Origin of the sequence: uncultured Bacteroides sp. (assembly GCF_910586915.1) — a bacterium.
GTDB lineage: Bacteria > Bacteroidota > Bacteroidia > Bacteroidales > Bacteroidaceae > Bacteroides.
Genome location: NZ_CAJULN010000010.1, coordinates 42095 through 69071, shown reverse-complemented (window position 1 = coordinate 69071; position 26977 = coordinate 42095). Strand labels below are relative to the sequence as shown.

The 26977-nt window shown below is 50.6% G+C and carries 16 protein-coding genes; 8 read left to right on the top strand and 8 right to left on the bottom strand.

Annotated features, from left to right (window positions below):
- Window positions 1–3: 3 nt before the first annotated feature.
- Window positions 4–2772 carry an excinuclease ABC subunit UvrA gene (gene uvrA / locus QZ331_RS06020; protein ID WP_294628931.1) on the bottom strand — a complete coding sequence of 923 codons (2769 nt, stop codon included), beginning with the start codon at window positions 2770–2772 and terminating at the stop codon, window positions 4–6.
- Window positions 2773–2868: 96 nt separating this feature from the next.
- Here uvrA and QZ331_RS06015 point away from each other — a divergent pair, with 96 nt between their 5' ends.
- On the top strand, window positions 2869–4377 hold the full coding sequence (locus tag QZ331_RS06015; RefSeq protein WP_294628929.1) for a family 10 glycosylhydrolase: 1509 nt from the start codon (window positions 2869–2871) through the stop codon (window positions 4375–4377).
- 171 nt (window positions 4378–4548) lie between these two features.
- On the opposite strand, the gene QZ331_RS06010 is transcribed toward QZ331_RS06015, so the two are convergent.
- From QZ331_RS06010 to purL, 4 genes are all read right to left on the bottom strand, one after another.
- Window positions 4549–5097 carry a chromate transporter gene (locus QZ331_RS06010; RefSeq protein WP_294628927.1) on the bottom strand — a complete coding sequence of 183 codons (549 nt, stop codon included), beginning with the start codon at window positions 5095–5097 and terminating at the stop codon, window positions 4549–4551.
- Window positions 5098–5148: 51 nt separating this feature from the next.
- Window positions 5149–5691: a chromate transporter gene (locus QZ331_RS06005; RefSeq protein ID WP_294628925.1), complete on the bottom strand. Its 543-nt coding sequence runs from the start codon at window positions 5689–5691 to the stop codon at window positions 5149–5151.
- 36 nt (window positions 5692–5727) lie between these two features.
- The gene (locus QZ331_RS06000) at window positions 5728–9714 is read right to left on the bottom strand and encodes a two-component regulator propeller domain-containing protein (protein WP_294628923.1); all 3987 of its coding nucleotides are present in this window, start codon (window positions 9712–9714) and stop codon (window positions 5728–5730) included.
- Window positions 9715–9936: 222 nt separating this feature from the next.
- Entirely contained in the window at window positions 9937–13644 is a 3708-nt protein-coding gene (purL, locus tag QZ331_RS05995; RefSeq protein WP_294628922.1) for a phosphoribosylformylglycinamidine synthase, read from the bottom strand.
- Between the two features lie 432 nt (window positions 13645–14076).
- Between purL and QZ331_RS05990 the strand changes: the two genes are divergently transcribed.
- From QZ331_RS05990 to QZ331_RS05960, 7 genes are all read left to right on the top strand, one after another.
- Entirely contained in the window at window positions 14077–14730 is a 654-nt protein-coding gene (locus QZ331_RS05990; RefSeq protein WP_294628920.1) for a LysE family transporter, read from the top strand.
- Window positions 14731–14742: 12 nt separating this feature from the next.
- Window positions 14743–15288 carry a DUF4924 family protein gene (locus QZ331_RS05985; RefSeq protein ID WP_294628918.1) on the top strand — a complete coding sequence of 182 codons (546 nt, stop codon included), beginning with the start codon at window positions 14743–14745 and terminating at the stop codon, window positions 15286–15288.
- A complete protein-coding gene (gene rfbD, locus QZ331_RS05980) occupies window positions 15289–16143 on the top strand; it encodes a dTDP-4-dehydrorhamnose reductase (RefSeq protein WP_294628916.1) in 855 nt (284 codons plus the stop codon).
- Window positions 16144–16210: 67 nt separating this feature from the next.
- Entirely contained in the window at window positions 16211–17785 is a 1575-nt protein-coding gene (locus QZ331_RS05975; RefSeq protein ID WP_294628914.1) for a peptide chain release factor 3, read from the top strand.
- A 186-nt stretch (window positions 17786–17971) separates the two neighbouring features.
- Window positions 17972–18232, top strand: coding sequence for an OadG family protein (locus QZ331_RS05970; RefSeq protein WP_294628913.1), 261 nt, complete (start codon window positions 17972–17974; stop codon window positions 18230–18232).
- Between the two features lie 31 nt (window positions 18233–18263).
- On the top strand, window positions 18264–20093 hold the full coding sequence (locus QZ331_RS05965) for a biotin/lipoyl-containing protein (protein WP_294628911.1): 1830 nt from the start codon (window positions 18264–18266) through the stop codon (window positions 20091–20093).
- Window positions 20093–21328, top strand: a complete 1236-nt coding sequence (locus QZ331_RS05960; RefSeq protein WP_294628959.1) for a sodium ion-translocating decarboxylase subunit beta — start codon at window positions 20093–20095, stop codon at window positions 21326–21328. Before QZ331_RS05965 ends, QZ331_RS05960 begins: the two co-directional genes overlap by 1 nt.
- A gap of 85 nt (window positions 21329–21413) precedes the next feature.
- Here QZ331_RS05960 and QZ331_RS05955 read toward each other — a convergent pair whose 3' ends face one another.
- From QZ331_RS05955 to QZ331_RS05945, 3 genes are read right to left on the bottom strand one after another with little or no spacing between them, the layout of a single operon-like run.
- On the bottom strand, window positions 21414–22685 hold the full coding sequence (locus QZ331_RS05955) for a TolC family protein (protein ID WP_294628909.1): 1272 nt from the start codon (window positions 22683–22685) through the stop codon (window positions 21414–21416).
- Between the two features lie 13 nt (window positions 22686–22698).
- On the bottom strand, window positions 22699–25767 hold the full coding sequence (locus tag QZ331_RS05950; RefSeq protein WP_294628907.1) for an efflux RND transporter permease subunit: 3069 nt from the start codon (window positions 25765–25767) through the stop codon (window positions 22699–22701).
- Window positions 25764–26819 carry an efflux RND transporter periplasmic adaptor subunit gene (locus QZ331_RS05945; RefSeq protein WP_294628905.1) on the bottom strand — a complete coding sequence of 352 codons (1056 nt, stop codon included), beginning with the start codon at window positions 26817–26819 and terminating at the stop codon, window positions 25764–25766. The genes QZ331_RS05950 and QZ331_RS05945 overlap by 4 nt, the downstream gene beginning before the upstream one ends.
- Window positions 26820–26977 lie beyond the last annotated feature (158 nt).

The window sequence follows — 26977 nt, the reverse complement described above, 5'->3', positions numbered from 1 at the left end:
GAGTTAGAGTTTGTCTTTCAGGAATTGTCCCGTATAGCTTTCCCCGCAGGCAGCCACCTCCTCCGGAGTACCCACCGCTATGATATTTCCCCCTTTGTCTCCGCCTTCCGGTCCGAGGTCAATCACGTAATCGGCACATTTGATAACGTCCATGTTATGTTCGATGATAACGATGCTGTGTCCCCGGCGGATTAGCGCGTCGAAAGCATCCAACAGTTTGCGGATGTCGTGGAAGTGTAATCCCGTTGTCGGTTCGTCAAAGATAAACAGAGTCGGGTCTGCTTTCTCCTGGCTCAGATAAAAGGCAAGTTTCACGCGCTGGTTCTCGCCCCCCGAAAGGGTAGAAGAGGATTGCCCCAATTTGATATATCCCAATCCGACCTCCTGCAAGGGCATCAGTTTCTTTACAATTTTCCTCTGTTCGTGTTCGTTGAAGAACTCAATCGCCTGGTTCACGGTCATCTCCAATACATCATAGATGCTTTTATCGTGGAATTTCACTTCCAATGTATCAGATTTGAAACGTTTTCCGTGGCAAGATTCACATTCGAGTACCAAGTCGGCCATGAACTGCATTTCTACGGTGATGGTTCCGTCGCCCTTACACTCTTCGCAACGTCCGCCTTCGCTGTTGAAGCTGAAGAATCCGGCAGTATAACCCATCTGTTTGGCTAAAGGCTGTTCCGACCATAGTTTACGGATTTCGTCATAGGCCTTGATATACGTCACCGGGTTGGAGCGCGACGATTTGCCAATCGGATTCTGGTCTACAAATTCCACGTTCCTCAAGTCGCGCAGACTGCCGCCGATGGAGGAAAACTCTCCCGGGCGGTCGCTGCATTCATCCAACTCACGTTTCAGTGCCCGGTAGAAAATATCCCTCACCAACGTACTCTTGCCCGAACCGGAAACTCCGGTAACGACCGTCATCACGTTGAGTGGGAAGCGGACGTCCACCCCTTTCAGATTGTTTTCGCGTGCACCTTTCAATTCGATGTAGTTGTTCCACGGACGGCGATGTTCGGGGACGGGAATCTCCTCCTCGCCCAAGAGATAACGCACCGTGTGACTGCTGCTGCCTTTTTTCAGGTCCTTCATGTCACCCTGATAAACGACCTCTCCGCCCAAGCGTCCGGCATTGGGACCTATGTCGATAATATAATCCGCAGCACGGATGATTTCTTCGTCGTGCTCCACAACCACTACCGTGTTGCCCAACTGTTGCAGTTGGCGCAGCACATTGACCAATCGGTCGGTGTCGCGGCTGTGAAGTCCGATGCTTGGCTCGTCGAGAATATAAAGGCTGCCTACAAGGCTGCTGCCCAATGAAGTCGCCAGATTGATGCGTTGGCTCTCTCCTCCGGACAGGGAGTTGCTCAGACGGTTCAGCGTGAGGTATCCCAGGCCTACGTCAATTAGGAAACGGATGCGGCTGTTGATTTCAATCAGGATGCGGCGTGCCACATTGCTGTCGTGCTCGCTGAGTTCCAGGTTGTCGAAGAATCGCTTCAGTTCCGTGATTGGCAAGTCTACCAGTTCGGAGATACTCTTGCCGCCCACCCGTACATATCCGGCTTCGGGCTTCAGACGCGTACCGTGACATTTCGGGCAAAGCGTCTTTCCCCGGTAGCGTGCCAGCATCACGCGGTATTGTATTTTGTATTGGTTTTCCTCCAGCATCTTGAAGAAATCGTTGATACCGTGGAAATATCGGTTTCCCTCCCAGAGTAGCCGGCGCTGTGCATCCGTCAGTTGGTAATAAGGAGTAAATATCGGGAAGTCAAACTTCTCCGCGTTGTGGATGAGCTCGTCTTTCCATTCTCCCATTTTTTCGCCACGCCAGCATACGATGGCCCCTTCGTACACAGACAAGGAACGGTCGGGCACCACCAGATGTTCGTCGATGCCGATTACCTTGCCGAATCCTTCGCACGCTGGACAGGCTCCGATGGGAGAGTTGAACGAAAACATCTGGTCGTTCGGTTCTTCGAAAACGATACCATCCGCTTCGAATTTGGTGCTGAAAGTATGCAGCTTTGTCGTACCGTCCGGCAGATAGAAGCGCAACATACAACTTCCGTCGCCTTCGTACATAGCTGTTTCGGCAGAGTCGGTGAGACGGCTGACGGCCTCTTTGCTGTTGGTTACCGCCATGCGGTCTACCAATAAGTAGACCTCATCGCCCGTCGCGGGGACATATTCATCCATCCGTTTCATCTCACCGTTCACTTCGATACGGTTGAATCCCTGTTTCAAGTCTATTTCCAACTGCTGTTGCAAAGTACGGTTTTCGCGCAGGCGGATGGGCGTCAGCACTGTATATCTTGTGCCTTCCGGATACGAAAGCATACAGTTGACAATATCCTCCGTCGAGTGTTTCTTTACCTCTTGTCCGCTGACGGGACTGTATGTTTTTCCTACGCGTGAATAAAGGAGGCGGAGATATTCGTAGATTTCGGTCGAAGTCCCTACGGTGGAGCGCGGGTTGCGGCTGTTCACTTTCTGTTCGATGGCAATGGCGGGTGGAATCCCTTTGATAAAATCGCATTCGGGCTTGCTCATTCGCCCCAAGAACTGGCGTGCATAGCTGCTCAGGCTCTCTACATAGCGGCGTTGCCCTTCGGCATAAAGCGTATCAAAAGCGAGCGAAGATTTGCCCGAACCCGATAATCCGGTGATAACGACAAGTTTGTTGCGTGGTATGTCTACATCGATGTTTTTAAGGTTGTTTACTCGTGCACCTTTTATCGAAATATAGTTGTTTTCTGACATAAAATACTCCTTGTTTTATGGTAGTCGGCAAAGTTAGCGAATTTTATCGGGAGTTTGTATTATCTTTGCCCCACATTATTACGATTTAAGAATATTATGAAGCTGAAAAACTATCTTTTACTTTTGGCTCTTCTTCTGGCGGTAGGAGTGAGGGCGCAGGTGCCATCGGGCAATAAATATCCCAAACGTGAGTTCCGTGGAGCATGGATACAGGCTGTCAACAGTCAGTTTCGCGGCATTCCTACCCAACAACTGAAACAGAAATTGACCGGCCAGTTGAATGCTCTTCAGGAGGCAGGTGTAAATGCGATTATCTTCCAGGTGCGTCCCGAAGCAGATGCGCTGTACGCTTCGCAGCATGAGCCGTGGAGCCGTTTCCTGACCGGAACGCAAGGACAGGTTCCTTCTCCGATGTGGGACCCGATGCAGTTTATGATTGAAGAGTGCCAGAAAAGAAACATGGAGTTCCACGCCTGGATTAATCCTTACCGTGTGAAGACTTCGTTGAAGAACCAGTTGGCTCCGGAACATATTTACAATCAGCATCCCGAATGGTTCGTCACCTATGGCGACCAGTTGTACTTCGACCCGGCACTTCCCGAAAGCCGCGAGTATATCTGTAAAATCGTGACCGATATCGTATCCCGTTATGATGTGGATGCCATTCATATGGACGATTATTTTTATCCTTATCCGGTGAAGGGAACAGACTTCCCCGATGATGCGAGCTTTGCCCGCTACGGAAGAGGCTTTGACAATAAGGCAGACTGGCGCCGTAATAATGTCAATGTCTTGATAAAGAAACTTCACGAAACGATTCGCGGGATAAAGCCGTGGGTGAAGTTCGGTATCAGTCCGTTCGGTATTTACCGTAATCAGAAAAGCGACCCGTTGGGAAGCAATACGAATGGTTTGCAGAACTACGACGACCTGTATGCCGACGTCCTGCTTTGGGCGCGCGAGGGATGGATTGATTATAATATTCCGCAGATTTATTGGGAAATAGGCCACAAGGCAGCCGATTATGAGACATTGCTGAAATGGTGGGCTACTCATGCAGAAAACCGTCCGTTGTTTATCGGTCAGTCTGTGACGAACACTGTCCAGCACGCCGACCCGCAAAATCCTTCCATCAATCAGCTTCCGCGAAAGATGGCTTTGCAGCGTGCTTATCAGACCATTGGCGGTAGCTGTCAATGGTATGCAGGGGCAGTTGTCGAGAACCAGGGAAGATACCGAGACGCGTTGGTGCACGAATATCATAAATATCCGGCTTTGCCTCCTGTCTTTGACTTTATGGACGATAAGGCTCCAGGCAAAGTGCGTAAGATGAAAAAGATTTGGACAGAGGACGGCTATGTCCTTTTCTGGACTGCTCCAAAGGCGGAGACGGAGATGGATAAGGCGGTTCGATATGTCGTTTACCGTTTTAACGGAGGAGAAAAGGTGAACCTTGACGACCCTTCACACATTGTAGCTATCACCCGCAATGCTTTCTACAAACTTCCATACGAAACAGGAAAGACAAAATACCGTTATGTAGTGACTGCTTTGGACCGCCTGCATAATGAGTCGAAGTCTGTAAGCAAGAACGTTAAATTGTAATTGTATGTTCCAGTTGTTTCCTATGCTTGAAACAACAGTTTCATCAGTAAGAAACTGTAGTTTCAAGCGTATGAAACGATAGTTTGTTTCTTCAGGGAGAAACAATCGTTTCCCGCCTTGAAACGGATGTGTCCCTTTTATAATTTGCCTGTGTAAAGACAAGAACTCATGTCAATACAGGATTAACCCCATAATACCGCAGGCAATAATCATCAGAATCGGATTTGCCTTGTATTTTCTTGTTCCGACGAAAGCTATCAGGAAGATAACGACGCTGATAACGAACGAATAGATATCTTTCGTAGGCGAACCGAAGTTTTCCACATTCATCAATACCAGCGCGGCGGAAGCCAACAGTCCGACAACTGCCGGGCGTAATCCGTTGAAGATAGATTCCACTACCGGATGTTTTTGATATTTCAGAAAGAATTTGCTGATAGTCAGCATCAGGATAAAAGAGGGGAGAACTACCGCAAAGGTAGCAATGACGGAACCCCAGATGCTTCCTGTCGAAGTAAATCCGACATAGGTTGCCGCATTGATACCGATAGGGCCCGGTGTCATCTGGCTGATAGCGACAATGTCCGTGAATTCTTGCGAACTGACCCATCCGTAGCGGGTCACCACTTCACCTTGAATCATGGAAAGCATGGCATAACCGCCACCGAAGCCGAAAAGGCCGATTTTGAAAAACGTATAAAATAACTGTAGATAAATCATAGGTTTACTGATTGATAGGATTGTAATAAACTGGTTTATAAATTCAGGCGCTTAATTCTCTGCCTTTTTGACCTTGCCCCATAGGAAGCCGCCTACACCCGCAGCAATGATAATCCAGATAGGAGAGAAGCCCAGCAGCCAGATGAGCAGTGCCGAAACAACGGGAATCCACAAGTTGTAACGGTTGATTTTTGCCGAACGCCCCATCGTGAAAGTCGGTGCGGCGATGAGTGCTACTACCGCCGGTCGAATCCCTTTGAAGATACGTTCCACCATCGCATTGTCTTTGAAACTATGAAAGAACAGGGCGATAGCCAATATGATAATGAAAGAGGGCAGAATAGTTCCTAAGGCCGTGACGATACTTCCCCGTAACCCCCGTAGCTTATATCCGATAAAGATAGAGATATTGACCGCCAAGATACCGGGAGCCGACTGCGAGATAGCCAGCAAGTCGATGAAATCTTCCTGTGCGATCCACTTTCGTTTGGTCACGATTTCGTTCTCGATAAGCGGAACCATAGCATATCCGCCGCCAATGGTAAAGGCGCCTATTTTAAAAAATATTCCGAATGATTCGAGGTAAATGTTCATTTTCTTCTTTGTCTCCTTTTTTATTTACTGTGATTATTATTTCTTCTTCTTGAAGTATTGGCTGGGGCTTACGTTGTAATGCTTCTTGAATACTTCACGGAAATATTTGGCATCGCTGAAGCCTGTCATTTCCGCTATTTCTGTTATGCTGTACGCGTTTTCCCTGAGCAATTTGACGGCACGTTTCAGACGAATCAGCCGGATGTAATCTCCCGGTGCCTGGTCGGTCAGTGCTCTTAATTTGTTGTAGAAGCTGGTGCGGCTCATACCCATCAGGCTACAGAGTACGTCTACCGTAAGAGAGGAATTGTCTATGTTGTCTTCCACGTGCTTCTTCACGTTGGCGATAAACTTCCAGTCCATGTTTTGCGAATAGCCGGTCCGGTTTTCGTTGCCCTCTTCCTCCTCTTCAATCTCCAAATTGGCATATTTGCTGCGCAAGAGCGCTCGGTTTGTCAGCAGGTTGGAAATGGTGGCTTTCAGGATACCGATATTGAATGGCTTTACCACATACTCGTCGGCACCGATATGGAGTCCCGAAAGAATATCCTTCTCGTTGTTAAGGGCTGTCAGGAGGACAACGGGGATGTGGGAAGTGTCGATATGGTTCTTGATGGCTTGGCACAGTTCGTCTCCCCGCATTTCCGGCATCATGATGTCGGAGATAACCAGTTCTGGATTATATTCGGGAATGATTGTCAATGCTTCTTTTCCGTTGGAGCAAACCTGAACGGTGTAGTCGTCGGATAAGGTATGTGACAGATAATGGCGCAATTCGTCGTTGTCTTCCACAATCAGGATTCGTTGACGTCCGGCCTTCTCCTTCTTTTGTACAGTTTCGTAAATTCCGGGCGAGGGAGGCAGCACGTCGCTGAGGCTTCTGTTGTCCTGCCGTTGCTGTTTGTCCGGAGTTGCCAGGCGCGCTTTGCGATAAATCCTGTGCTCTTTCGGGAAAGTGATTTTAATGGCAGAACCTTGATTTTCCACGCTCGACAAGTTAATTTTTCCCTTATGTAGCTGTACCAACTTCCATACAAGCATCAGCCCGATACCGCTGCCGGTCACTTTGGAGTTGATAGCGTTGCTGCTGCGGAAATGAAGTTTGAACAAACGCTTTTGCTCGTTGGCGGGAATACCGATACCGGTGTCTTTGACTTCCACGCTCCACGAGTCGGAAGTCTCCGAAACGCAGACCTGCACTTTGCCATTCTCGGGAGTATATTTCAAGGCGTTTGAAATGATGTTCTTGAAGATGGACTCCATTTTCTCCTTGTCAAACCATACATTCATGTAGCTGACGCTGCTTTCGCAGGTGAGGTCGATGTGCTTGACGTTGGCGTACTGTTGGAAGGCATTGACTGCTTCGTTTACAAACGCATTGAGTTCATGTTCCGAGAGATACAGTTCGGAGGAATAAACATCCGCTTTTTCAAAATTGATAAGGTTGGTGGTGAGGCAAAGCAAGGCGTTTACGTTGCGCAGCGCCGTATTTATATTGGTAAGCCCCTCCTTGCTTAGTGTCTCTTTTTCGCGCAACTCCTCCAAAGGTGCTTTGATTAGCGTCAGTGGAGTGCGGATGTCGTGTGCCGTGTTGATGAAGAAATGTATTTTTTCGTCCGAGACTTTGCGCTGTTTCCGTAAAATGAGGATACGCGACAGAATGCTGACAATAAAGAAGAGAATACCTACATACAATAACATTGCCCAGATGGTCAGCCAGAAAGGCCGGGCAATGATGATGTCCATGCTTCTTTCTTCGAGTACCACCCGTTTGTCTTCGTTGGAGATGGCGCGTACTCTGAGCGTATATGTGCCTGGTGCAAGATTGGTGTAGCGGATGGTACTTTCGTCGCCAGGCTTGCTCCACTCTTTGTAGAAACCTTCCAACTTCCAGGAATAAAGAATGTTGGAAGGATAATCGTAATTGATGGAAGAAATCCGCAGGGAGAATATATTTTGGTTGTATTTCAATTTCAGCACTTTCGTGTTGTTGATGTTCTCTTTTAGCGGCGAATGCGCGTCGCCCGGATAAACCGTCTGATAGAACAGCCTAAAGTCGCTGAAAATCATTTTGGACGAATAGCTTCGGGGCAACTTCATCGCTTTGTGAAACTCGATTGCTCCGTCCGAACTGCCGAATACGAAGTGGTCGTTGCGGCGCAATACACCCGACAGTGCGTTGAAGTGTGTCGTCATCAAGCCCATATCTTTCGTCCAGTTGTGAAACTTCTTTTGTTCGGGGTAGAAACTTGTCAGTCCGTTCTCCGTGCCCATCAGTATTTCTTTGTCGGCGTCCGACAGTATGGTGTAGATGTTGTTGGATATCAAGGCGCAGTTGTCCGAGTTGTAGCGGGTGAACAGCTTTTTGTGGCAGTCGTAAATTAAAAGCCCCGAACCGCTCGTACCTATATACAATGAGCCGTTTCGTGTCTGATGCAGCGAGTAGACATAGGTCGATTCTACCGGCAGTTTGATGCGTTCCCATTCCCCTGATTCTTTGTCGAGCAGATATAACCCTGTGGCACTGCCTATCCACATACTTTGCTCGTCTTTTTCGATAATGGCGGTGATGGAGTTCAAGCCCGGATAGAGCCGTACGTCCTGGCTTTTGAGGCAGATGCGTTTGAGGTTGTAAAATCCGCCCGACCAGATGTAGCCTTGTGAATCCTTGCGGATGTCGCGTATATATTTGTCGGGTCGCATACTGGTGTGCGTGTATAGCGGCGGCATGAAGTAACTGACTTGGAAGGTCTTTTTGTTTATCTGATAAATCCCCGAAGAATAACCGCCCGCCCAAACGATTCCGGGAGCCACTTCGCAAAGAGTGAGGAAGATATGGCTCTTGTTGCCTTGCGGCTTTTCAAAAGAACTGAGTACGGAACGCCATTGTCCGGTTTTTGAATTGAAAAAGCTGATTCCGTTATTGGTGGCATACCATAAGTCGCCGTCGTTGTCTTCAATGATTGCATTTACTTGGTCGTTGACTAACGACTGCTTGTTGCCGATGGAGTGTTTTATCCATTTATATTCGGGATAACGGTTGTTCTGTATCGTGACACCGATGGGATAATTTGCTAGCCATATCCGTTTTTCATCATCTACGTAGATGTCGTTGATGCTGTTGCCGTTCATACCGTTGTTGCTGTCGTAGTCTGTGATGATATAAGGCGCAAGCCGGAACGTGGCGATGTTCATCTTATATACACCGCCGCCGTCTGTGGCTATCAGTAATTCTTGGTCGTTCAGTGGCTTGAATTGGTTGATGGTGATATCTTTCAGGTTGCTGTCGGGCTGTACTACCGACTTGAGATGGGTGTCATATACAAAGACACCTCTCAGAAAAGTCCCTATGAATAGTTTGCCTGCCTTTCGGTCGAAGTGTAAGTCGCTCACTTGCACTTTCACGCTCTCCAATTTGTCGCAGTCGATAAGTTCCAACGTCTCGTTTTCCAGTTTGGCATAGTGAATCCCCGTCTCCGTACCGATGAAATAGTGGGATTCATCAATCTGTTCGATATCGGTGACGGCTTCTTTTAGTTCGTTTCCGACGCGCTGTATCCGGTTGGTTGCCGTGTGGTAGAGAAAGATGGTCTCTTCGTTGCACAACCATATCCGGTTGTTACGGTCGAGCCAGGCAAAACTGATGGGTGCCGGCAGGTCGCGAAACTGTTCTATCGGTAGTTTGTAGATAAGCTCGAAGCGGTCGCGAAGCTGGTCGTAGCGGAATATCTTGCCTTTTTTTCCGATTTCCCACAGCACACCGTCCCGGTCGGTGTACAGCCAATTGAGGTTTAACAGCGAATTCACTTCTGTGTCGCCGTCCGTCAATTTGTATTGTTTGATTTCTTTTCCGTTGAATCTGTCGATTCCTTCGTGGGTGAGGAACCACATATAACCGGTCTTATCTTTCTGAATGCAATAAACTCGCCTGTTGCTTAATCCATCTTTCACTCCAAGATAACGATACGTCTGAGCGGCACAGGCTAAAGGAAACAATAAGAATAAAAAAATCCACTTTTTCATACGAATAGGACTTTTAAGGGTTATTGAATCTTGTTTATAGAGAGAGAAAGTCTTACAAAATTAAGAAGAATTTCCAATATTGCAAAATTTTGCCGATAAGATTCAATGGTTCTGAGCGTGGGAGGGAACCGTATATTTGCCCGTTGCCCGCTGTGGATAATAAAAAGAAAAGGCCGGCATTTCTGAGAAATACCAACCTTTTCTGTACGAAAAACTAAAGGATTACTTGTTTATTTTTTCTTCCACCCACTTGCGTGCGTTGACAAATGCTTCAATCCACGGCGTTACTTGGTCGCTATTCTTGCGGTCGGCCGGATAGCAGCCGTTCTGCCACGGGAAGATGGCGCGTTCCAGGTGAGGCATCATTGCCAAGTGGCGTCCGTCGGCGCTGGCGAGTCCTGCTACGGAGTAGTCGGAACCGTTCGGGTTGCCCGGATATTCGTCGTAGCTGTATTTCGCCACTACGTTGTATCGGTCTTCGTCATACGGCAAGGAGAATTTTCCTTCTCCGTGTGCCACCCAGATACCGAGTTTGCTTCCGCTCAGCGAGCCGAACATCACACTGCGGTTGGTCGGGATGGTCAGTCCCACGAAGGTAGATTCGAACTTGTGGGAAACGTTGTGCAGCATCTTGCCCTTTTTCTCGTGTTCCGGATTGATAAGTCCTAATTCCATCATCAACTGGCAGCCGTTGCAGATACCCAGCGAAAGCGTATCCTCGCGGGCATAGAACTTGTCGAGTGCCTCTTTGGCTTTCGGGTTGAACAGGAATCCGCCTGCCCATCCTTTGGCGGAGCCGAGCACATCGGAGTTGGAGAATCCGCCGCAGTAAACAATCATGTTTACATCTTCCAGCGTTTCGCGTCCGCTGATAAGGTCGGTCATTGTCACGTCTTTTACGTCGAAGCCTGCCAGGTAGAGCGAGTAAGCCATTTCGCGTTCGCCGTTTGTACCTTTCTCGCGGATGATGGCTGCGCGGATACCGCTCGGTGTACGGCGGTCGGGCGTAAGGCCGTATTGCGACAGTTTGCCTTTGAATTCGGGCATGAAGGCAAATTCAACAGGCTGCATCTTGTAGTTCTCGAAACGCTTCTTGGCGCATCCGTTCATCGACTGCTTGCGGTCGAGCAGGTAAGAAGAAGAATACCATACGTCGCGCATATAGTCGATACCGAACTGGTAGGTAGCATCGTTTTTGGATACTAAGATGTGGCGTTCGTCGGTCGGTGTACCCAATTTCACGTAGCCTACGCCGGCATCTTCGAGTATTTTCTTCACTTCCTCCTTGTGCTTGTCGCTGATTTGGATGACGATACCCGGATTTTCGGCAAACAGAATCTTCACGATGTCCTGTTCCTTCATCTTGTCGAGGTTGATTTCCATACCGCCCTCTACGTTGGCAAAGCACATTTCGAGCAGTGTGGTGATAAGACCGCCGGCAGAGATGTCGTGTCCGGCAAGAATCAGCCCCTTGTTTACAAGCTCCTGTACGGCGAGGAATGCATCGCGGAAGTATTCGGCGTCTTGCACGCAAGGCACGTCGTCGCCCACCTTGCCCAATGATTGTGCGAAGGCGGAGCCTCCGAGTTTCAGCGCGTCAAAGCTGAAGTCGATATGATAAATCGTAGTCTTTTCGTTGTTCACCAATACGGGCGATACCACCTTCTTCACGTCGGACACTTCGCCGCCGGCAGAAACGATGACCGTTCCCGGAGAGATTACTTTTTCGCCGTTCGGATATTTCTGTGTCATGGACAAAGAGTCTTTTCCGGTCGGTACGTTGATGTGCAGGGCGCAGCAGAAGTCGCTCAGCGCTTTGACAGCCGTGTAGAGACGGGCGTCTTCGCCTTCCTGAGAACGGCAGGGCCACATCCAGTTAGCAGACAATGAGATGCTGTCCATACCTTCTGCCATCGGCGCCCACACGAGGTTGGTCAGCGCTTCGGATACGGCGAGGATGGAGCCGGCAGCCGGGTCTGCCAAAGCAGCTTGCGGAGCATGGCCGATGGAGGTGGCGATACCTTTCTCACCACGATAGTCGAGTGCTACCACGCCGCAGTCGCTCAACGGCAACTGGAGTTCGCCCTGACATTGCTGGCGTGCCACCTTACCTGTCACGGAGCGGTCTACCTTGTTTGTCAGCCAGTCTTTGCAGGCTACTGCTTCGAGTTGCAATACGTTGGTCAGATATTCGTGGAGTTTGGGCAGTTCGTATTCCGGCATTTCGTAATGGCGCTCTACGGTTTTGTCTACCATATATGTCTTGGGAGAGGAGCCGAACATCTGCTCTACGGCGAGGTCGAACGGACGTACGCCGTCTGCCTGTTGGAAGGCAAAGCGGTGGTCGCCGGTTGTTTCGCCCACTACGTACATCGGTGCGCGTTCGCGCTCGGCAATCTTGCGCACGTGTTCGATGGCTTCTTCTTTAATCAGCAGACCCATGCGTTCCTGGCTCTCGTTGGCGATGATTTCTTTTGCCGACAGGGTTTTGTCGCCGACGGGCAGTTTGCTCATGTCAATCAGACCACCGCATTCTTCCACCAATTCGGACAGACAGTTGACGTGTCCGGCAGAGCCGTGGTCGTGGATGGAGACGATGGGGTTCACCTCCTCTTCGCAAAGGGCGCGCACCACGTTGTTGGCGCGTTTCTGCATCTCTGCGTTGGCACGCTGAACGGCGTTCAGCTCGATTCCGCTGCTGTAGCGTCCTGTATCTACCGAAGATACTGAGCCGCCGCCCAGTCCGATGCGGTAGTTGTCGCCGCCGATTACGACCACCTTGTTGCCGGCTTCGGGAGCGCCTTTCAGACAGTCGCGCTGTGTGCCGTAGCCTACGCCGCCGGCAAGCATGATTACTTTGTCGTAGCCATATACTTCTTGGTTTTCCGTATGTTCAAACGTCAGCACCGAACCGCAGATGAGCGGCTGGCCGAACTTGTTTCCGAAGTCGGAAGCACCGTTGGAAGCCTTGATAAGAATCTGTTCGGGAGTCTGGTACAGCCATTTACGCACCGGAAGAATCTCTTCCCATTCGCGTCCTTCGTCTGTGCGCGGATAAGAAGTCATGTAGACGGCAGTACCCGCAATGGGCCATGAGCCTTTGCCACCGCCCATACGGTCGCGTATTTCTCCTCCCGTACCGGTCGATGCACCGTTGAACGGCTCTACGGTGGTGGGGAAGTTGTGTGTCTCCGCTTTCAGCGAGATAACGCTCTTTATGTCTTTCACCTGGAAGTAGTCGGGCTTGGAGTGGTCGGCCGGGGCAAACTGCTCCACTACCGGACCTTCGGCGAAGGCAACGTTGTCTTTGTAGGCAGAGATGATTTTATTGGGGTTCTCCTGTGTCGTCTTTTTAATCATCTGAAACAGGGACGATTCCTGCTCTACTCCGTCGATGATGAACGTTCCGCCGAAGATTTTGTGGCGGCAGTGCTCGGAGTTGATTTGTGCGAATCCGAATACTTCGGAGTCGGTTAGCTTGCGTCCGAGGTCGTTTTCTACTTTCTTCAGATAGTCCATTTCTTCTTTGGAAAGTGCCAATCCCTCTTGCTCGTTGTATGCTTCGAGGTCTTCTATGTAGAGGATGGGTTCCGGCTGGCGGTTGGTGGTGAACACTTCCTGGTCGAGTCCCTTGTACATACGTTGCAGCATCGGGTCGTAGTCGGCGTTTTCGTCGGCAACGGGGAAATACTCTTCGATGCGGCTGAGACCTTCAAGCCCCATGTTTTGGGTGATTTCTACGGCGTTCGTACTCCAGGGAGTAATCATTTCGCGGCGCGGGCCCACGAAACAGCCTTTCAGGTTTTCTTCACTTTCCATAGCGGCTTCGCCAAAAAGCCAGCATAGTTTGTTACTTTCGTCAAGTGTGAGCTGATGGTTGCTCTCTACGGCAATCACGCTCTTGGAAGGGGTTCTGAAAAAAAGAATCATGTTGTATATTTACGATTTTATGATTTACGATTCACAGTTGAAGTTTCTCTGCAAGAGCGAACTTCTCCTTTTTTACGTGGCGCAAAGATAAGCAATTTCATTGGTGGGGAGAAAAAAAACAGGAATAAATAATGGACTGCATCCGAATTTTAATTACACTACGAAGGAAAGAAAAATGCTTGGTAAACGAAACTTGTCTGACACCCGGGTCTCGGTGATGCTGACACCCGGGTGCTGATATATCCAAGACCCGGGTGTCGGTAGTGGTGAGACCCGGGTGTCAGCATACCTGTTTATGCAGGGGAGAAAACTCTGGCAGCTATGCTTTATTTATTTTCGTTGCACACGGCACGGATTGCCTGTACAGAGGTTCGTTGGAAAAAAACGTTAATATCCTATCCTCATATCATAAAAAAATGCGATATTTGCGACATGATTCAGATAGAAACCATATTCGATATATTAGTTAAAGGCTTTATTATTGGCGTTGTAGTGTCCGCACCTTTGGGTCCGGTGGGCGTATTGTGCATCCAACGGACGTTGAACAAAGGACGCTGGTATGGCTTTGTCACTGGTTTGGGAGCCTCTTTGAGCGATATAGCTTACGCCCTGCTCACTGGCTACGGAATGAGCTTCGTCTTCGATTATATCAACAAAAACATTTTCTATCTGCAACTGTTGGGAAGCATCATGCTGCTCCTTTTCGGCATATACACCTTTCGCAGCAATCCGGTGCAGTCCATCCGTCCGGCTTCGTCCAACAAAGGTTCTTATTTTCACAATTTCATCACCGCGTTTTTCGTCACTCTCTCCAATCCACTGATAATCTTCCTTTTTATCGGACTTTTTGCCCGTTTTGCATTTGTGCAGCCCGGCGTGCTGGTGTTTGAGGAGATTACGGGCTATTGCGCCATTGCGTTGGGAGCACTCGCCTGGTGGCTCGGAATCACCTATTTCGTAAACAAGGTGCGCACCAAGTTCAACCTGCGGGGGATATGGATACTGAACCGCGTCATCGGAAGCATTGTCATGTTGGTGTCCCTTGCCGGAATGGTATATACGTTGTTGGGAGAGTCGATTTATTAGAACGATAGCTTTATGAATGAGATAGCGAAACAGTTGAAGGAACGGAATATAGCCGAATACCTTATATATATGTGGCAGGAAGAAGACCTGCTGCGCGCCAACCATTGCCAACCGGAAGAGTTGGAAGCCAACGTGATAGCCCGCTATCCCGAAGAGCAGCGTCCTGCCATGCGCGAGTGGTATGGAAACTTGCTGACGATGATGAGCGAGGAAGGCGTGCGCGAAGCGGGGCATTTGCAGATAAACAAGAACGTCATTATCAACCTGACCGAACTGCACAATGCGTTGGCGTCTTCGCCTAAGTTCCCGTTCTACAGTGCCGCCTACTTCAAGGCGCTGCCGTTTATCGTCGAACTGCGCAACAAGAACGGCAAGAAAGACGAGCCCGAACTCGAAACTTGCTTCGAAGCCCTCTACGGAATGCTCCTGTTGAGGCTGCAACGGAAACCTGTCAGCGATGGAACCGCCAAAGCGATGGAAGCCATTACCAGCTTCCTCTCCATGCTGGCAAATTATTATGATAAAGACCGCAAAGGTCAATTAAAACTGGATGAATAGATGAGAATTTTAGTAACGGGTGCCAACGGTCAACTTGGCAATGAAATGCAGGTGCTTGCAAAAGAGAACCCGCAACACACGTATTTTTTTACAGATGTGTACGAACTCAATATCTGCGACGAGCAGGCCGTATGGGCCTACATCGCCGAAAAACGGATAGAACTGGTAGTGAACTGTGCCGCCTATACCGCCGTAGACAAAGCGGAGGACGACCGCCAGGCGGCGCGTAGGCTCAATACGGAAGCCCCCGGAATGCTGGCGCGTGCGGCGCAAGCCAACCGGGCAGCCATCATTCAGGTATCTACCGACTATGTGTTCGACGGCACCGCCCATCTCCCTTACACGGAAGCGTGCGAGCCTTGCCCCGATTCGGTCTACGGCGTTACGAAGCTCGACGGCGAACGCGAAGTAATGGAACATTGCGAGCAAGCGGTAGTTATCCGTACCGCATGGCTCTATTCCACTTTCGGCAATAATTTTGTGAAAACGATGATTCGCTTGGGAAAGGAGCGCGACACCCTCGGAGTCGTATTCGACCAGATAGGCACGCCCACCTACGCCAACGACCTAGCACGCGCCATCTACACCATTATCAATAAAGGTATCGTGCGCGGCGTCTACCACTTCAGCAACGAAGGCGTATGCTCGTGGTATGATTTCACGCTTGCCATCCATCGTTTGGCGGGAATCACTTCGTGCAAGGTAACCCCTTTGCATACGGCGGAATATCCGGCAAAGGCAAACCGTCCCGCCTATTCCGTGCTTGACAAGACAAAGATAAAGACAACGTTCGGACTCGATATCCCCCATTGGGAAGAGAGCCTGAAACGATGCTTGGAAGAAATTGAAAATTAAAGATTGAGAATTTAAAAACAGGTGCAAACGTATCATTTTTAAATTCTCAATTCTCAATTTAACAACTATGGCAGATAATACAGAAATTTTGAGACGGCGTACGTTCGCCATTATTGCGCATCCCGATGCCGGTAAGACATCGTTGACGGAAAAGTTGCTGCTTTTCGGCGGTCAGATTCAGGTAGCGGGTGCGGTGAAGAGCAACAAGATAAAGAAAACGGCTACCTCCGACTGGATGGAGATTGAGAAACAGCGCGGTATCTCGGTGACGACCTCCGTGATGGAATTCGACTACCGCGACTACAAGATTAACATTCTCGATACTCCCGGTCACCAAGACTTTGCCGAAGATACATACCGCACACTCACCGCCGTAGATAGCGTTATCATCGTGGTAGATGGTGCCAAAGGTGTGGAGACACAGACACGCAAGCTGATGGAAGTGTGCCGTATGCGCAAGACACCGGTGATTATTTTCGTCAACAAGATGGACCGCGAGGGTAAAGACCCCTTCGACCTGCTCGACGAGTTGGAAGAGGAACTGATGATTCAGGTGCGTCCCCTGTCATGGCCCATCGAGCAGGGTGCCCGTTTCAAAGGCGTGTACAACATCTACGAGCAGAAACTCGACCTCTACCAGCCCTCCAAGCAGGTGGTGACGGAAAAAGTGGCGGTCGATATCCATACGGAAGAACTCGACAAGCAAATCGGAAAACCGTTGGCAGACAAGTTGCGCGGCGACCTCGAACTGATAGAAGGCGTCTATCCGGAGTTTGATGTCAACACTTACCTGAACGGCGACTGTGCTCCCGTGTTCTTCGGTTCGGCATTGAACAATTTCGGTGTGCAGGAGTTGTTGAACTGTTTCGTAGAGATAGCGCCCAGCCCCCGTTCCGTGCAGGCGGAAGAGCGTGAGGTAAAGCCCGAAGAACCCAAGTTCACCGGATTTATCTTTAAGATAACCGCCAATATCGACCCCAACCACCGTTCTTGTGTGGCGTTCTGTAAGATTTGCTCCGGCAAGTTTGTCCGTAACGCTCCGTATATGCACGTGCGTCACGGCAAGACGATACGTTTCTCGTCGCCCACACAGTTTATGGCGCAACGCAAGACAACAATCGACGAAGCCTATGCGGGAGACATCATCGGCCTGCCCGACAACGGCACGTTCAAGATTGGCGACACGCTCACCGAAGGGGAGATGCTTCATTTCCGTGGCCTGCCCAGTTTCTCGCCCGAGATGTTCAAGTATATCGAAAACGCCGACCCGATGAAGCAGAAGCAACTGGCCAAAGGTATTGACCAGTTGATGGACGAAGGTGTGGCGCAGTTGTTTGTCAACCAGTTCAACGGCCGCAAGATTATCGGTACGGTGGGGCAGTTGCAGTTTGAAGTCATCCAATACCGTTTGCTGAACGAGTATAACGCCTCCTGTCGCTGGGAGCCGGTCAGCCTTTACAAAGCGTGTTGGGTGGAGAGCGACGACCCCGCGGAATTGGAAGCCTTCAAGAAACGCAAGTATCAGTATATGGCGAAGGATAGGGAAGGACGCGACGTGTTCCTTGCCGACTCCGGATATGTGCTACAAATGGCGCAGATGGATTTTAAGAATATCCGTTTCCACTTTACGAGTGAGTTTTAAGGAACTTACGGAGAAGAGAAATGTGTGAAAATGCATAATAAAAAGGTTGGTGAGAACGACTGCGATTGTTCTCCCCAACCTTTCATTTAATCTTTATTATCTCTTTTCAGATGAATTTTCTTATAAAAAAATGGTAAATTCGGACGCTTTTTGAATAAACGGCTTAAATTACTAATAATTTATTATATGGAAAATATCGAAACAGCGCTCCTGCTGATGGTGGTCGGAATGGCTACCGTATTTGTTATTCTGCTGATTGTGATTTGTTTAGGCAAAATGTTGATTGCATTGGTCAACAAGTATGCTCCCGAAGAGGCGGCTCCTGTACGGCAGGAAGCGCCGAAAGGTGCCGTACCTGTTCCGGCAAACATCATGGCTGCCATTACGGCTGCTGTGAATGTGGTGACACATGGCAAAGGAAAAATCACCAAAGTAGAAAAAATCTGATTTTAAACATATATCATTATCATTGAAAGACATGAAAAGAGAAGTAAAGTTTAGTTTGGTATTCCGGGATATGTGGCAGTCTGCTGGTAAATACGTTCCCCGTGTAGACCAACTCGTGAAGGTAGCTCCCGCCATTATTGAAATGGGCTGTTTTGCCCGTGTGGAAACCAATGGCGGTGGTTTTGAACAGGTAAATTTATTGTTTGGAGAAAACCCCAATAGAGCCGTGCGCGAATGGACGAAGGCGTTTCACGAAGCCGGCATTCAGACACATATGCTCGACCGCGCGCTCAACGGGCTTCGTATGAGCCCCGTTCCCGCCGATGTGCGCAAGTTGTTCTACAAAGTAAAGAAGGCGCAGGGAACCGATATCACCCGCACATTCTGCGGATTGAACGACGTGCGCAACATCGCTCCCTCCATCACCTATGCAAAGGAAGCCGGCATGATTTCGCAATGCTCGCTCTGCATCACCCATTCGCCTGTGCATACGGTAGAGTATTACACCGATATGGCACTGGAACTTATCAGGCTCGGGGCGGACGAAATCTGCATCAAAGACATGGCAGGCATCGGACGCCCTGTTTCGTTGGGCAAAATCGTAGGCAATATCAAGGCGGCGCATCCCGAAATTCCGGTGCAGTATCACAGCCACGCAGGGCCGGGATTCAATATGGCAAGCATCCTTGAAGTGTGTGAAGCCGGTTGCGACTATATCGACGTAGGCATGGAGCCGCTTTCGTGGGGTACGGGACACGCCGATTTGCTCAGTGTGCAGGCAATGTTGAAGGATGCAGGCTATCAGGTTCCCGAAATCAACATGGAAGCCTACATGAAAGTGCGTGCGATGATTCAGGAATTTATGGACGACTTCTTGGGATTGTACATCAGCCCGAAGAATCGCCTGATGAACTCGTTGCTGATTGCTCCCGGACTGCCCGGCGGCATGATGGGCAGCCTTATGGCAGACCTGGAGACGAACCTGGAATCCATCAATAAATACAAGGCGAAACACAACCTGCCTTTCATGACGCAAGACCAACTCCTTATCAAACTGTTCAATGAAGTAGCCTACGTATGGCCGAGAGTGGGCTATCCGCCGTTGGTAACTCCATTCAGTCAATATGTGAAGAACCTCGCCATGATGAACGTGATGGCGATGGAGAAAGGCAAAGAACGCTGGGGAATGATTGCCGACGATATCTGGGACATGATTTTGGGCAAAGCCGGACGCTTGCCGGGCAAACTTGCTCCCGAAATCATCGAAAAGGCAGAGCGCGAAGGCCGCAAGTTCTTTGAAGGCAATCCGCAGGACAACTATCCCGACAACCTGGACAAATATCGCAAGATGATGAAAGAAAACAAGTGGGAAGTGGGCGAGGACGAAGAAGAACTCTTTGAATATGCGATGCATCCGGCACAGTATGAGGCCTATAAGAGCGGAAAAGCGAAAGAGGACTTCCTTGCCGACGTGGCAAAACGCCGTGCGGAGCGAGACAAGTCGCCGCAAGAAGACGCCAAACCCAAGACACTCACCGTTCAGGTGGACGGACAAGCCTACCGCGTGACGGTGGCTTACGGCGACGCCGAGCTGCCTGCCGTACCTGCTGCCGCCGAACCCGTCGGAGAAGGCAAAGAGGTGGTATCTCCGCTCGAAGGCAAATTCTTCCTGGTGAAGAACGCGCAGGAGACCGCCCTGAAGGTGGGCGACACCGTGAAAGAGGGCGATGTGCTCTGCTATGTGGAAGCGATGAAAACCTACAACGCCATCCGTGCGGAGTTCGGCGGTACGGTGACTGCTATCTGCTTTGCTCCGGGAGACACTGTATCTGAAGATGACGTATTAATGAAGATAGGATGATGAACGGTATATTTGAGAATTTGTACGATATGACTGCGTTCAGCAATATCATTGCCCAGCCGCAGTTTTTGGTAATGTATGCCATCGCGTTCGTCCTGCTCTATCTGGGTATCCGGAAACAGTATGAACCGTTGTTGCTCATCCCCATTGCTTTCGGTGTGTTGCTTGCCAACTTTCCCGGAGGCGACATGGGCGTGATTCAGGCGGACGAGAATGGTATGGTGACGGTGAACGGAGTGATGAAGAACATCTGGGAGATGCCCTTGCACGACATTGCGCACGAATTGGGACTCATGAACTTTATCTACTATATGCTGATTAAGACAGGCTTCCTGCCGCCGATTATCTTTATGGGTGTCGGTGCGCTGACAGATTTTGGTCCGATGTTGCGCAATCTCCGCCTCTCTATTTTCGGTGCTGCCGCACAGCTCGGTATTTTCACCGTGTTGTTGGTGGCTATTCTGATGGGCTTCACTCCGCAGGAAGCCGCTTCGTTGGGTATCATCGGCGGTGCCGACGGGCCTACCGCCATCTTCACCACCATCAAGCTCGCCCCGCATCTGTTGGGCCCTATTGCCATTGCCGCTTATTCCTATATGGCACTGGTTCCGGTGATTATCCCGTTGGTGGTGAAGCTGCTTTGTTCGAAGAAAGAGTTGTGCATCAACATGAAAGAGCAGGAAAAGAAATATCCCTCAAAGACGGAAATCAAGAACCTGCGTGTGCTGAAAATCATCTTCCCGATTGTAGTGACTACGGTGGTTGCCCTTTTTGTGCCGAGTGCTGTGCCCTTGATTGGTATGCTGATGTTCGGTAACCTGGTGAAAGAAATCGGAAGCGACACGTTCCGTCTGTTCGATGCGGCCTCCAACAGCATTATGAACGCTGCTACCATTTTCTTGGGCTTGTCGGTAGGTGCCACCATGACCACAGAGGCCTTCCTCAACTGGACGACCATCGGTATCGTAGTCGGCGGTTTCCTTGCGTTCGCCCTTTCCATTGCGGGAGGTATCTGCTTTGTGAAGTTGGTGAACCTCTTCTCTAAGAAGAAAATCAATCCGCTTATCGGTGCTACCGGACTGAGTGCTGTCCCGATGGCGAGCCGTGTAGCCAACGAAATCGCGTTGAAGTACGACCCTAAAAACCACGTATTGCAATATTGCATGGCAAGCAACATCTCCGGAGTAATCGGCTCTGCCGTAGCTGCGGGTGTGCTGATTTCCTTCCTTGCATAATCTGTTTCCCCACGGGTTGGCATGGATTCACACCGATTGAAATCTGAAATAATCCGTGTGAATCCGTGCCAGCCCGTGGGGAATCCTATTCACTGATAACCTTCCTATATTCCGCTATCGCCATTTTCTCGGCAAGATATGCATTAATCAAGTTGGTGTGCGCCTGTGTCCATGACAACTGTGCGGAGAGTACCTCCACCATATTCGCCTTTCCTTCATTGTACGAAAAAGAGACCAGGTCGAGATTCTTGTTCGCCAGGTTCATAGTCTCGGTAGCGGTCTTTACCTGCTGTTCCGTCTCCGTTAGTTTGGTCAATGCTGCCGAAAGCTCTTCGTTGATATGGTCCATGACGTAGCTTTGCTGGAGTTTCTGTATGCCGATATACGCTTGCTGCTGGCGGTTCGTATGGATGCGTTCGCCCCAGTGGAAGAGAGGGATGCTCAGGTTCATTCCCACGATGGGGCTGAACGATACGTCTTGCCCCAAATTGGGAGTTGCCGTAGCCCATCCTCCTCTCAAAGAGAGACTCAACTGCGGGTTGAAGCGGCTGAGTGCGGCTTTGCGTTGCGCCCGGCTCTTCAGGATATTCACCTCCGTACTCTCGTAGTCGGCACGCCGTTGCAGCACGCTTTCGAGCGGCAGTATTTCCATCGGGGCAGAAGGCTTGTCAATCGTTGCAAGACTGTCTACCGCACTCTCCGGTTCCGCCCCCATGAGGATATTCAGTTTTTGAAGCGCCAACTTATAATTTTGGCGGGCCTTGATGTATTGCAGTTCCGCCTCTTGCAGCCGGGTGGAAATCATCAGTAAATCCGTACGGGCTATCATTCCGTCGTCAAAGCGGTCTCGGATAATGTCGTATTGCTGCCTGACGATGCTCCGGTATTTGTCGGCGGCTTGCAGCATCGCCTGCGAGGCCGAAGCGTTCCAGTAGACCGCATCACTCTGGTAGTGAATCTGGTCGATGGTGAGCTCCTCGTTGAGCCGGCTCAGCTTCTCGTCAGCTTCCGCTATTTGCCGGCGGGCGTTGAGCGCGCCTCCGGTATAGAGCGGTTGCGTCACCACGAACACCCCTTGATAAGTATGGTTGCGGTATTCGCCCGCAGCCCCGTTCCATGCGTCAGGTTCGCTCAGGTTGAGCGTGCCGTCGGCGTTGATGTCGATTTGCGGCAAGAATCCGGTGCGGGCTATCTTCCGCTCTTCCGTGCCGATGACGGTCTTTAGTTGCTGCTGTTTCAGCAGCAGGCTGTAATTCTCCACCTTCTCCCGATACGTCTCCCGGCTGAGGTAAGGCTGCTGTGCTTGGCCTGAGAGGCTGAGCAGCAGCAATGACAGCATGATGAGTTGAACTTTCATATCTTTTTCCTTTTTATTTCTTTTCAATGGTTATGGTACTCCCTGCGGGCTCCTCCTTGATGCGCAGTATGGCGCAGTAGGCCACGGGCAGCACGAACAGCGTCAGTGCCGAAGCCACTAACAATCCTCCCATGATGGTAGCCGCCATACCGCCGAACATGGCGTCGAACAATAACGGCAACATTCCCAATATCGTGGTTCCGGAAGCCATCGCCACGGGTACGATGCGGCTTGTGGTGGCACTGACCACGGCCTCCAACGGCTTTTTGCCCGTAGCCGTCTCTGCGTCGATTTGCTCCACCAATACAATCGCGTTCTTGATATTCATCCCTATCAGTCCCAACAGTCCGAGTATGGAGAAGAAGTCGAACGACTTGCCCAACACCACCAGTCCCAGTACGATACCGATAAAAATCAACGGCAACATCAGCAGAATCACTATCGGCTTGCGATAGGTGCGGAAGAGGAACAGAAGCGTTACAAACATCAGGAAGAACGTCAACGGCAGATTCTCGGCAAGCGCTTCGTTCGATTCCACCTGGCTCTCCTGTTCGCCGAAGTACTTCATCGTATATCCTTCGGGCACTTCAATCTCCTCCTGCACCTGCGCCCATATTCGGTTGAAGGCGGCAATCGCGTTGGTTCCCCGGCGCGGGTCGCATTGCGCCATCATCACCAACTGCCGGTTGTAGTCCTTCACGGTAGAGAACCGGTACTGGAAATCAAATTCGGAGACAACCTGTTCCAAGCTCGTCGTCCCGTTGCCCGTACCGAATACCGGCAACGTGCGCAAATCGTTGATATGGAAAGAGTCCACCGTATTGTCTTTCAGTAAAATCGGCAATACTTGGTCGCCCTGTCGGTATTCGCCCAACGTCATTCCCGTTGTCCCTATCTGGATGCTCTGTGCCATACCCTGGCGCGACACACCCAACGGTTGCGCGCGTTCCGGGCTGTACACCGGCTTCCACACCGGAATCTTGTTGCCCCACGAGTTGCGGATGTTAATCAGGTCGGGGTCACGGTGCATGATGTCCAAAGCCCGGTTGGTGAGCGCCACGAGCGTGTCCGTATTGGGGCCTATGAATCCTATTTCGATGGCCGCATCTACGGCAGGCGACAATTTGAAAAGGCTGGTGCGGGTGATGGCGTTCGGGTAGTTCGCTTTCATATATCCGTCGAACTCCTCCTCGCAGGCCTTCGTATATTTGCTGTCTGTCAGTTCCACCAGGATATTGGCGAAGTTGGGTTTCGGTCCCACTGAGGTAGAAGCCAGGTAATACCGGAGCGGCGTGCTGCCGAAGGTGACGGATACTCTCTTCACTTCCGGCTGTCGGGCGAGGTGCGCTTCCACCGACTCCATCTCTTTCACCACATCGTTGATGTTGTACCCCTCCGGATAGAATACGTCGGCACGGAAGTAAGGCTTGTCCAGCGAGGGGAAGAAATTCTGCGGCATAGCGCCCATCACTATCAGCGAACCGACGAAAAGCACCACCATAGCGCTTAGCGTCAACGCTTTCCGGCGAATCAGCGTACGGAGGATGGAGGCGAATTTGTGGTAGAACGGTTTGTCGTATGGGTCTTTGGCGTCGCCGTCCGCCTTTGCCTTCAGGATAAAATTGCCGAATACGGTGGTCTGTGTCAGGGCAAGCACCCAGCTCAGTCCTAACGAGATGGCAAGCACGATGAAAAGCGGCTTCACGATTTCCGCCACCGAAGAGGGAGCGAGGTAGAGCGGCAGGAACGAACAGATGGCGATGAACGTGGCACCGAGCAATCCCCATTGGGGAGTGGTGGCGCCGTCTGTCAGTGCTTTCCGCCGGTTCACGCCGCGGGCGATGGCTATCTGTGCATTGTCTGTCACGACAATGGCATTATCCACCAACATTCCCATTGCGATGATAAACCCCGCCAACGACGTGCGGTTCAGCCCGACCCCGAAGAAAGACATGATAAGCAGCGTGCCGCCGATGGAGAAAATCAGCGACGAACCTATCAGCACTCCCGCACGCAACCCCATCACCAGCATGATAATCACGATGACAATCAGAATGGATTCTATCAGGTTGATGATAAAGCCGTTGTTCGCCTCGTCGGCAATCTCGTTTTCGAGGTATAAGCTCTGCAACTCCAGTCCGAGCGGCATGAGGGGCAACAGTTCGTTCAGTTTGGCTTTTACGTGCTCGCCGGTCTGCACGACGTCCTGTTGCGGGTCGGTGGAGATACCGATACCGATGGCACGCTTTCCGTCTACGTGCATGATGGTGGAGGGTGGGTCGATATACCCTTTCTCGATGACGGCGATGTCGCCTAACCTCACCTGTCCGGCTTTCGTTGTGAGTATTTGGTTGCGGATATCGTCCACGGTGGTGTACATACCGTTGGCGGCGATCCTCAACTGTTGTTCACCCGCGCGGATTTCTCCGGTGTTGATAATCTGGTTTTGAGATTGCAGCAGCGTGGCAAGCTGTTTTGGGTCGATACCCATCCCCACCAGTTTGCTGGTCGAGATAAAGATGTTGATAACCTCCGTCTGTACGCCGAACAGTGCCACCTTCATCACGCCGTCTGCGGTGACTACTTGCGTCTTGATACGTTCCGCCCAATTGCGCATCTCCTCGTACGAGTAGCCGTCGTCTGCCGTCAGTCCGTAGTAGATACCGAATACGTCGCCGAAATCGTCGGCAACGGTCGGCGTGGAAGCTCCGTTGGGCAGTTGCGGCTGTATGTTGAGCACCTTTCGCCGCAGCTCGTCCCATTTCTGCGGGATGGAGCTGGCGGAGAGAGACGGTTGCAGTTCGAAGGTGATTTTGGAAAGCCCGTATGTCGATTCCGATTTAATCTTGCTCACGCCGTTCATGCTCTGTATCTCGCGCGAGATAGGCTCGGTGATGAGCCGCTCCACTTCGGTGGGTTCGGCTCCCGGATAGCGGGTGGTAATCACCGCCGATTTGATGACGAAAGGCGCATCCTCTTTCTTTCCCAAGTTGCCGAAGGAACTGATTCCTCCGATAAGCAGTACGGCAAGAAAGAAATAGATGATTTTCGTATTGTTCAATGAATAATTAGCTAAGTTCATGGTTCGGTTTCTTTAACGGTTTCTCCTTCTACTAATTGATATACGCCTGCTGTGACAATCTTCTCTCCGGGCTTCAACCCTTCGGAGACAAGCGCCCGGGCCTCTCCGGTCGGTGCGCTGACGGTAATCTCCCGTTTGTGCACCTTGTCGCCTTCCACTACCCATACATACATCTTTTCCCCTTCGCTTTCGCCGAATACGGCGCTGAGCGGAACCATCGTCCAGCTATCCTCCACCAACGGGCCTACATCGGCCGTGAAGCGGATGTTGCAGGTGAATCCCGGTTTTACGGCATAAAGGTCGCGGTTGAAGGAAGGGTCGTCAATCGTGATACTGACCGGAATCCCGGTCCCGTCCGTCGAAATATCTAGATACTCCTCCAGTTTCGCCTGGAATACGTGCCCTTTGAACGTGTCAAACTCCACCAAGAAACGCGTATCCTTGCCACGTAGCAGATAGAGGTAAGCATCCGGAATGGTGAACTTGATGCGCAGGTTGCGCGTGTTGACCAACTGTACGATACCCTCACCCGAATTCACGCGCTGGTAATTCTCCACCAATCGTTTCTCGATGGAGCCGTCGAAAGGAGCTGTCAGCTTCGTGTCGTGCATATTATTGGCGGACAACTCATATTCCGACTTTGCTTTCTGATAGTTTGCCAGGCTGATTTCATACTCCTGAACGGAGATTGCCTGGCGGGAGAGGAGCCGCTTGTTGCGTTCCACCTGGGCGGCGGCAGTCTCATAGGCAGACTTCGTGGCAGTATATTGCAAGGCGATGTCTCTGGGGTCGATGGCGGCAATCAGTTGCCCTTTCTTCACCTTCTGTCCCTCGATAACGGGCAGTTGTATAAGTTGCCCGCTGACGCGGAAGGCCAACTTCACATACTCCACCGCTTCCACGATTCCCGAAAAATTCTTTCCGATAATTGATTTTGACTCCACAATCGCCGTCTTTATGGGGCGGATTGCAGTTCCGTTTGTCTCTTTTTTCTGTCCGCACCCCGCCAATATGACGGCTGCTACAAGCATAAATCCATATTTCTTTTTCATACGGCGTACTGTTGGTTAATTCTTTTGCGTTGAATCATCATTCTTTTTTTAATTGATAAACAATCAATCACACTATATGTTCGGCGGTGGTATGCTTCTTCAGACATTCTTACAATCCTGTTCCCTCGTTGTGCCAGGCGAAGGAAACGGGCGTATCA

Excerpts from the sequence above, each read along its gene's own strand:
- QZ331_RS06010 (WP_294628927.1), bottom strand. The coding sequence starts at position 5,097 with ATGATTTATCTACAGTTATTTTATACGTTTTTCAAAATCGGCCTTTTC.
- purL (WP_294628922.1), bottom strand. The coding sequence starts at position 13,644 with ATGATTCTTTTTTTCAGAACCCCTTCCAAGAGCGTGATTGCCGTAGAG.
- QZ331_RS05960 (WP_294628959.1), top strand. The coding sequence starts at position 20,093 with ATGAACGGTATATTTGAGAATTTGTACGATATGACTGCGTTCAGCAAT.
- QZ331_RS06015 (WP_294628929.1), top strand. The coding sequence starts at position 2,869 with ATGAAGCTGAAAAACTATCTTTTACTTTTGGCTCTTCTTCTGGCGGTA.
- QZ331_RS05965 (WP_294628911.1), top strand. The coding sequence starts at position 18,264 with ATGAAAAGAGAAGTAAAGTTTAGTTTGGTATTCCGGGATATGTGGCAG.
- QZ331_RS06000 (WP_294628923.1), bottom strand. The coding sequence starts at position 9,714 with ATGAAAAAGTGGATTTTTTTATTCTTATTGTTTCCTTTAGCCTGTGCC.
- QZ331_RS05985 (WP_294628918.1), top strand. The coding sequence starts at position 14,743 with ATGAATGAGATAGCGAAACAGTTGAAGGAACGGAATATAGCCGAATAC.
- QZ331_RS06005 (WP_294628925.1), bottom strand. The coding sequence starts at position 5,691 with ATGAACATTTACCTCGAATCATTCGGAATATTTTTTAAAATAGGCGCC.
- rfbD (WP_294628916.1), top strand. The coding sequence starts at position 15,289 with ATGAGAATTTTAGTAACGGGTGCCAACGGTCAACTTGGCAATGAAATG.
- QZ331_RS05950 (WP_294628907.1), bottom strand. The coding sequence starts at position 25,767 with ATGAACTTAGCTAATTATTCATTGAACAATACGAAAATCATCTATTTC.
- QZ331_RS05970 (WP_294628913.1), top strand. The coding sequence starts at position 17,972 with ATGGAAAATATCGAAACAGCGCTCCTGCTGATGGTGGTCGGAATGGCT.
- QZ331_RS05975 (WP_294628914.1), top strand. The coding sequence starts at position 16,211 with ATGGCAGATAATACAGAAATTTTGAGACGGCGTACGTTCGCCATTATT.
- QZ331_RS05955 (WP_294628909.1), bottom strand. The coding sequence starts at position 22,685 with ATGAAAGTTCAACTCATCATGCTGTCATTGCTGCTGCTCAGCCTCTCA.
- QZ331_RS05990 (WP_294628920.1), top strand. The coding sequence starts at position 14,077 with ATGATTCAGATAGAAACCATATTCGATATATTAGTTAAAGGCTTTATT.
- QZ331_RS05945 (WP_294628905.1), bottom strand. The coding sequence starts at position 26,819 with ATGAAAAAGAAATATGGATTTATGCTTGTAGCAGCCGTCATATTGGCG.
- uvrA (WP_294628931.1), bottom strand. The coding sequence starts at position 2,772 with ATGTCAGAAAACAACTATATTTCGATAAAAGGTGCACGAGTAAACAAC.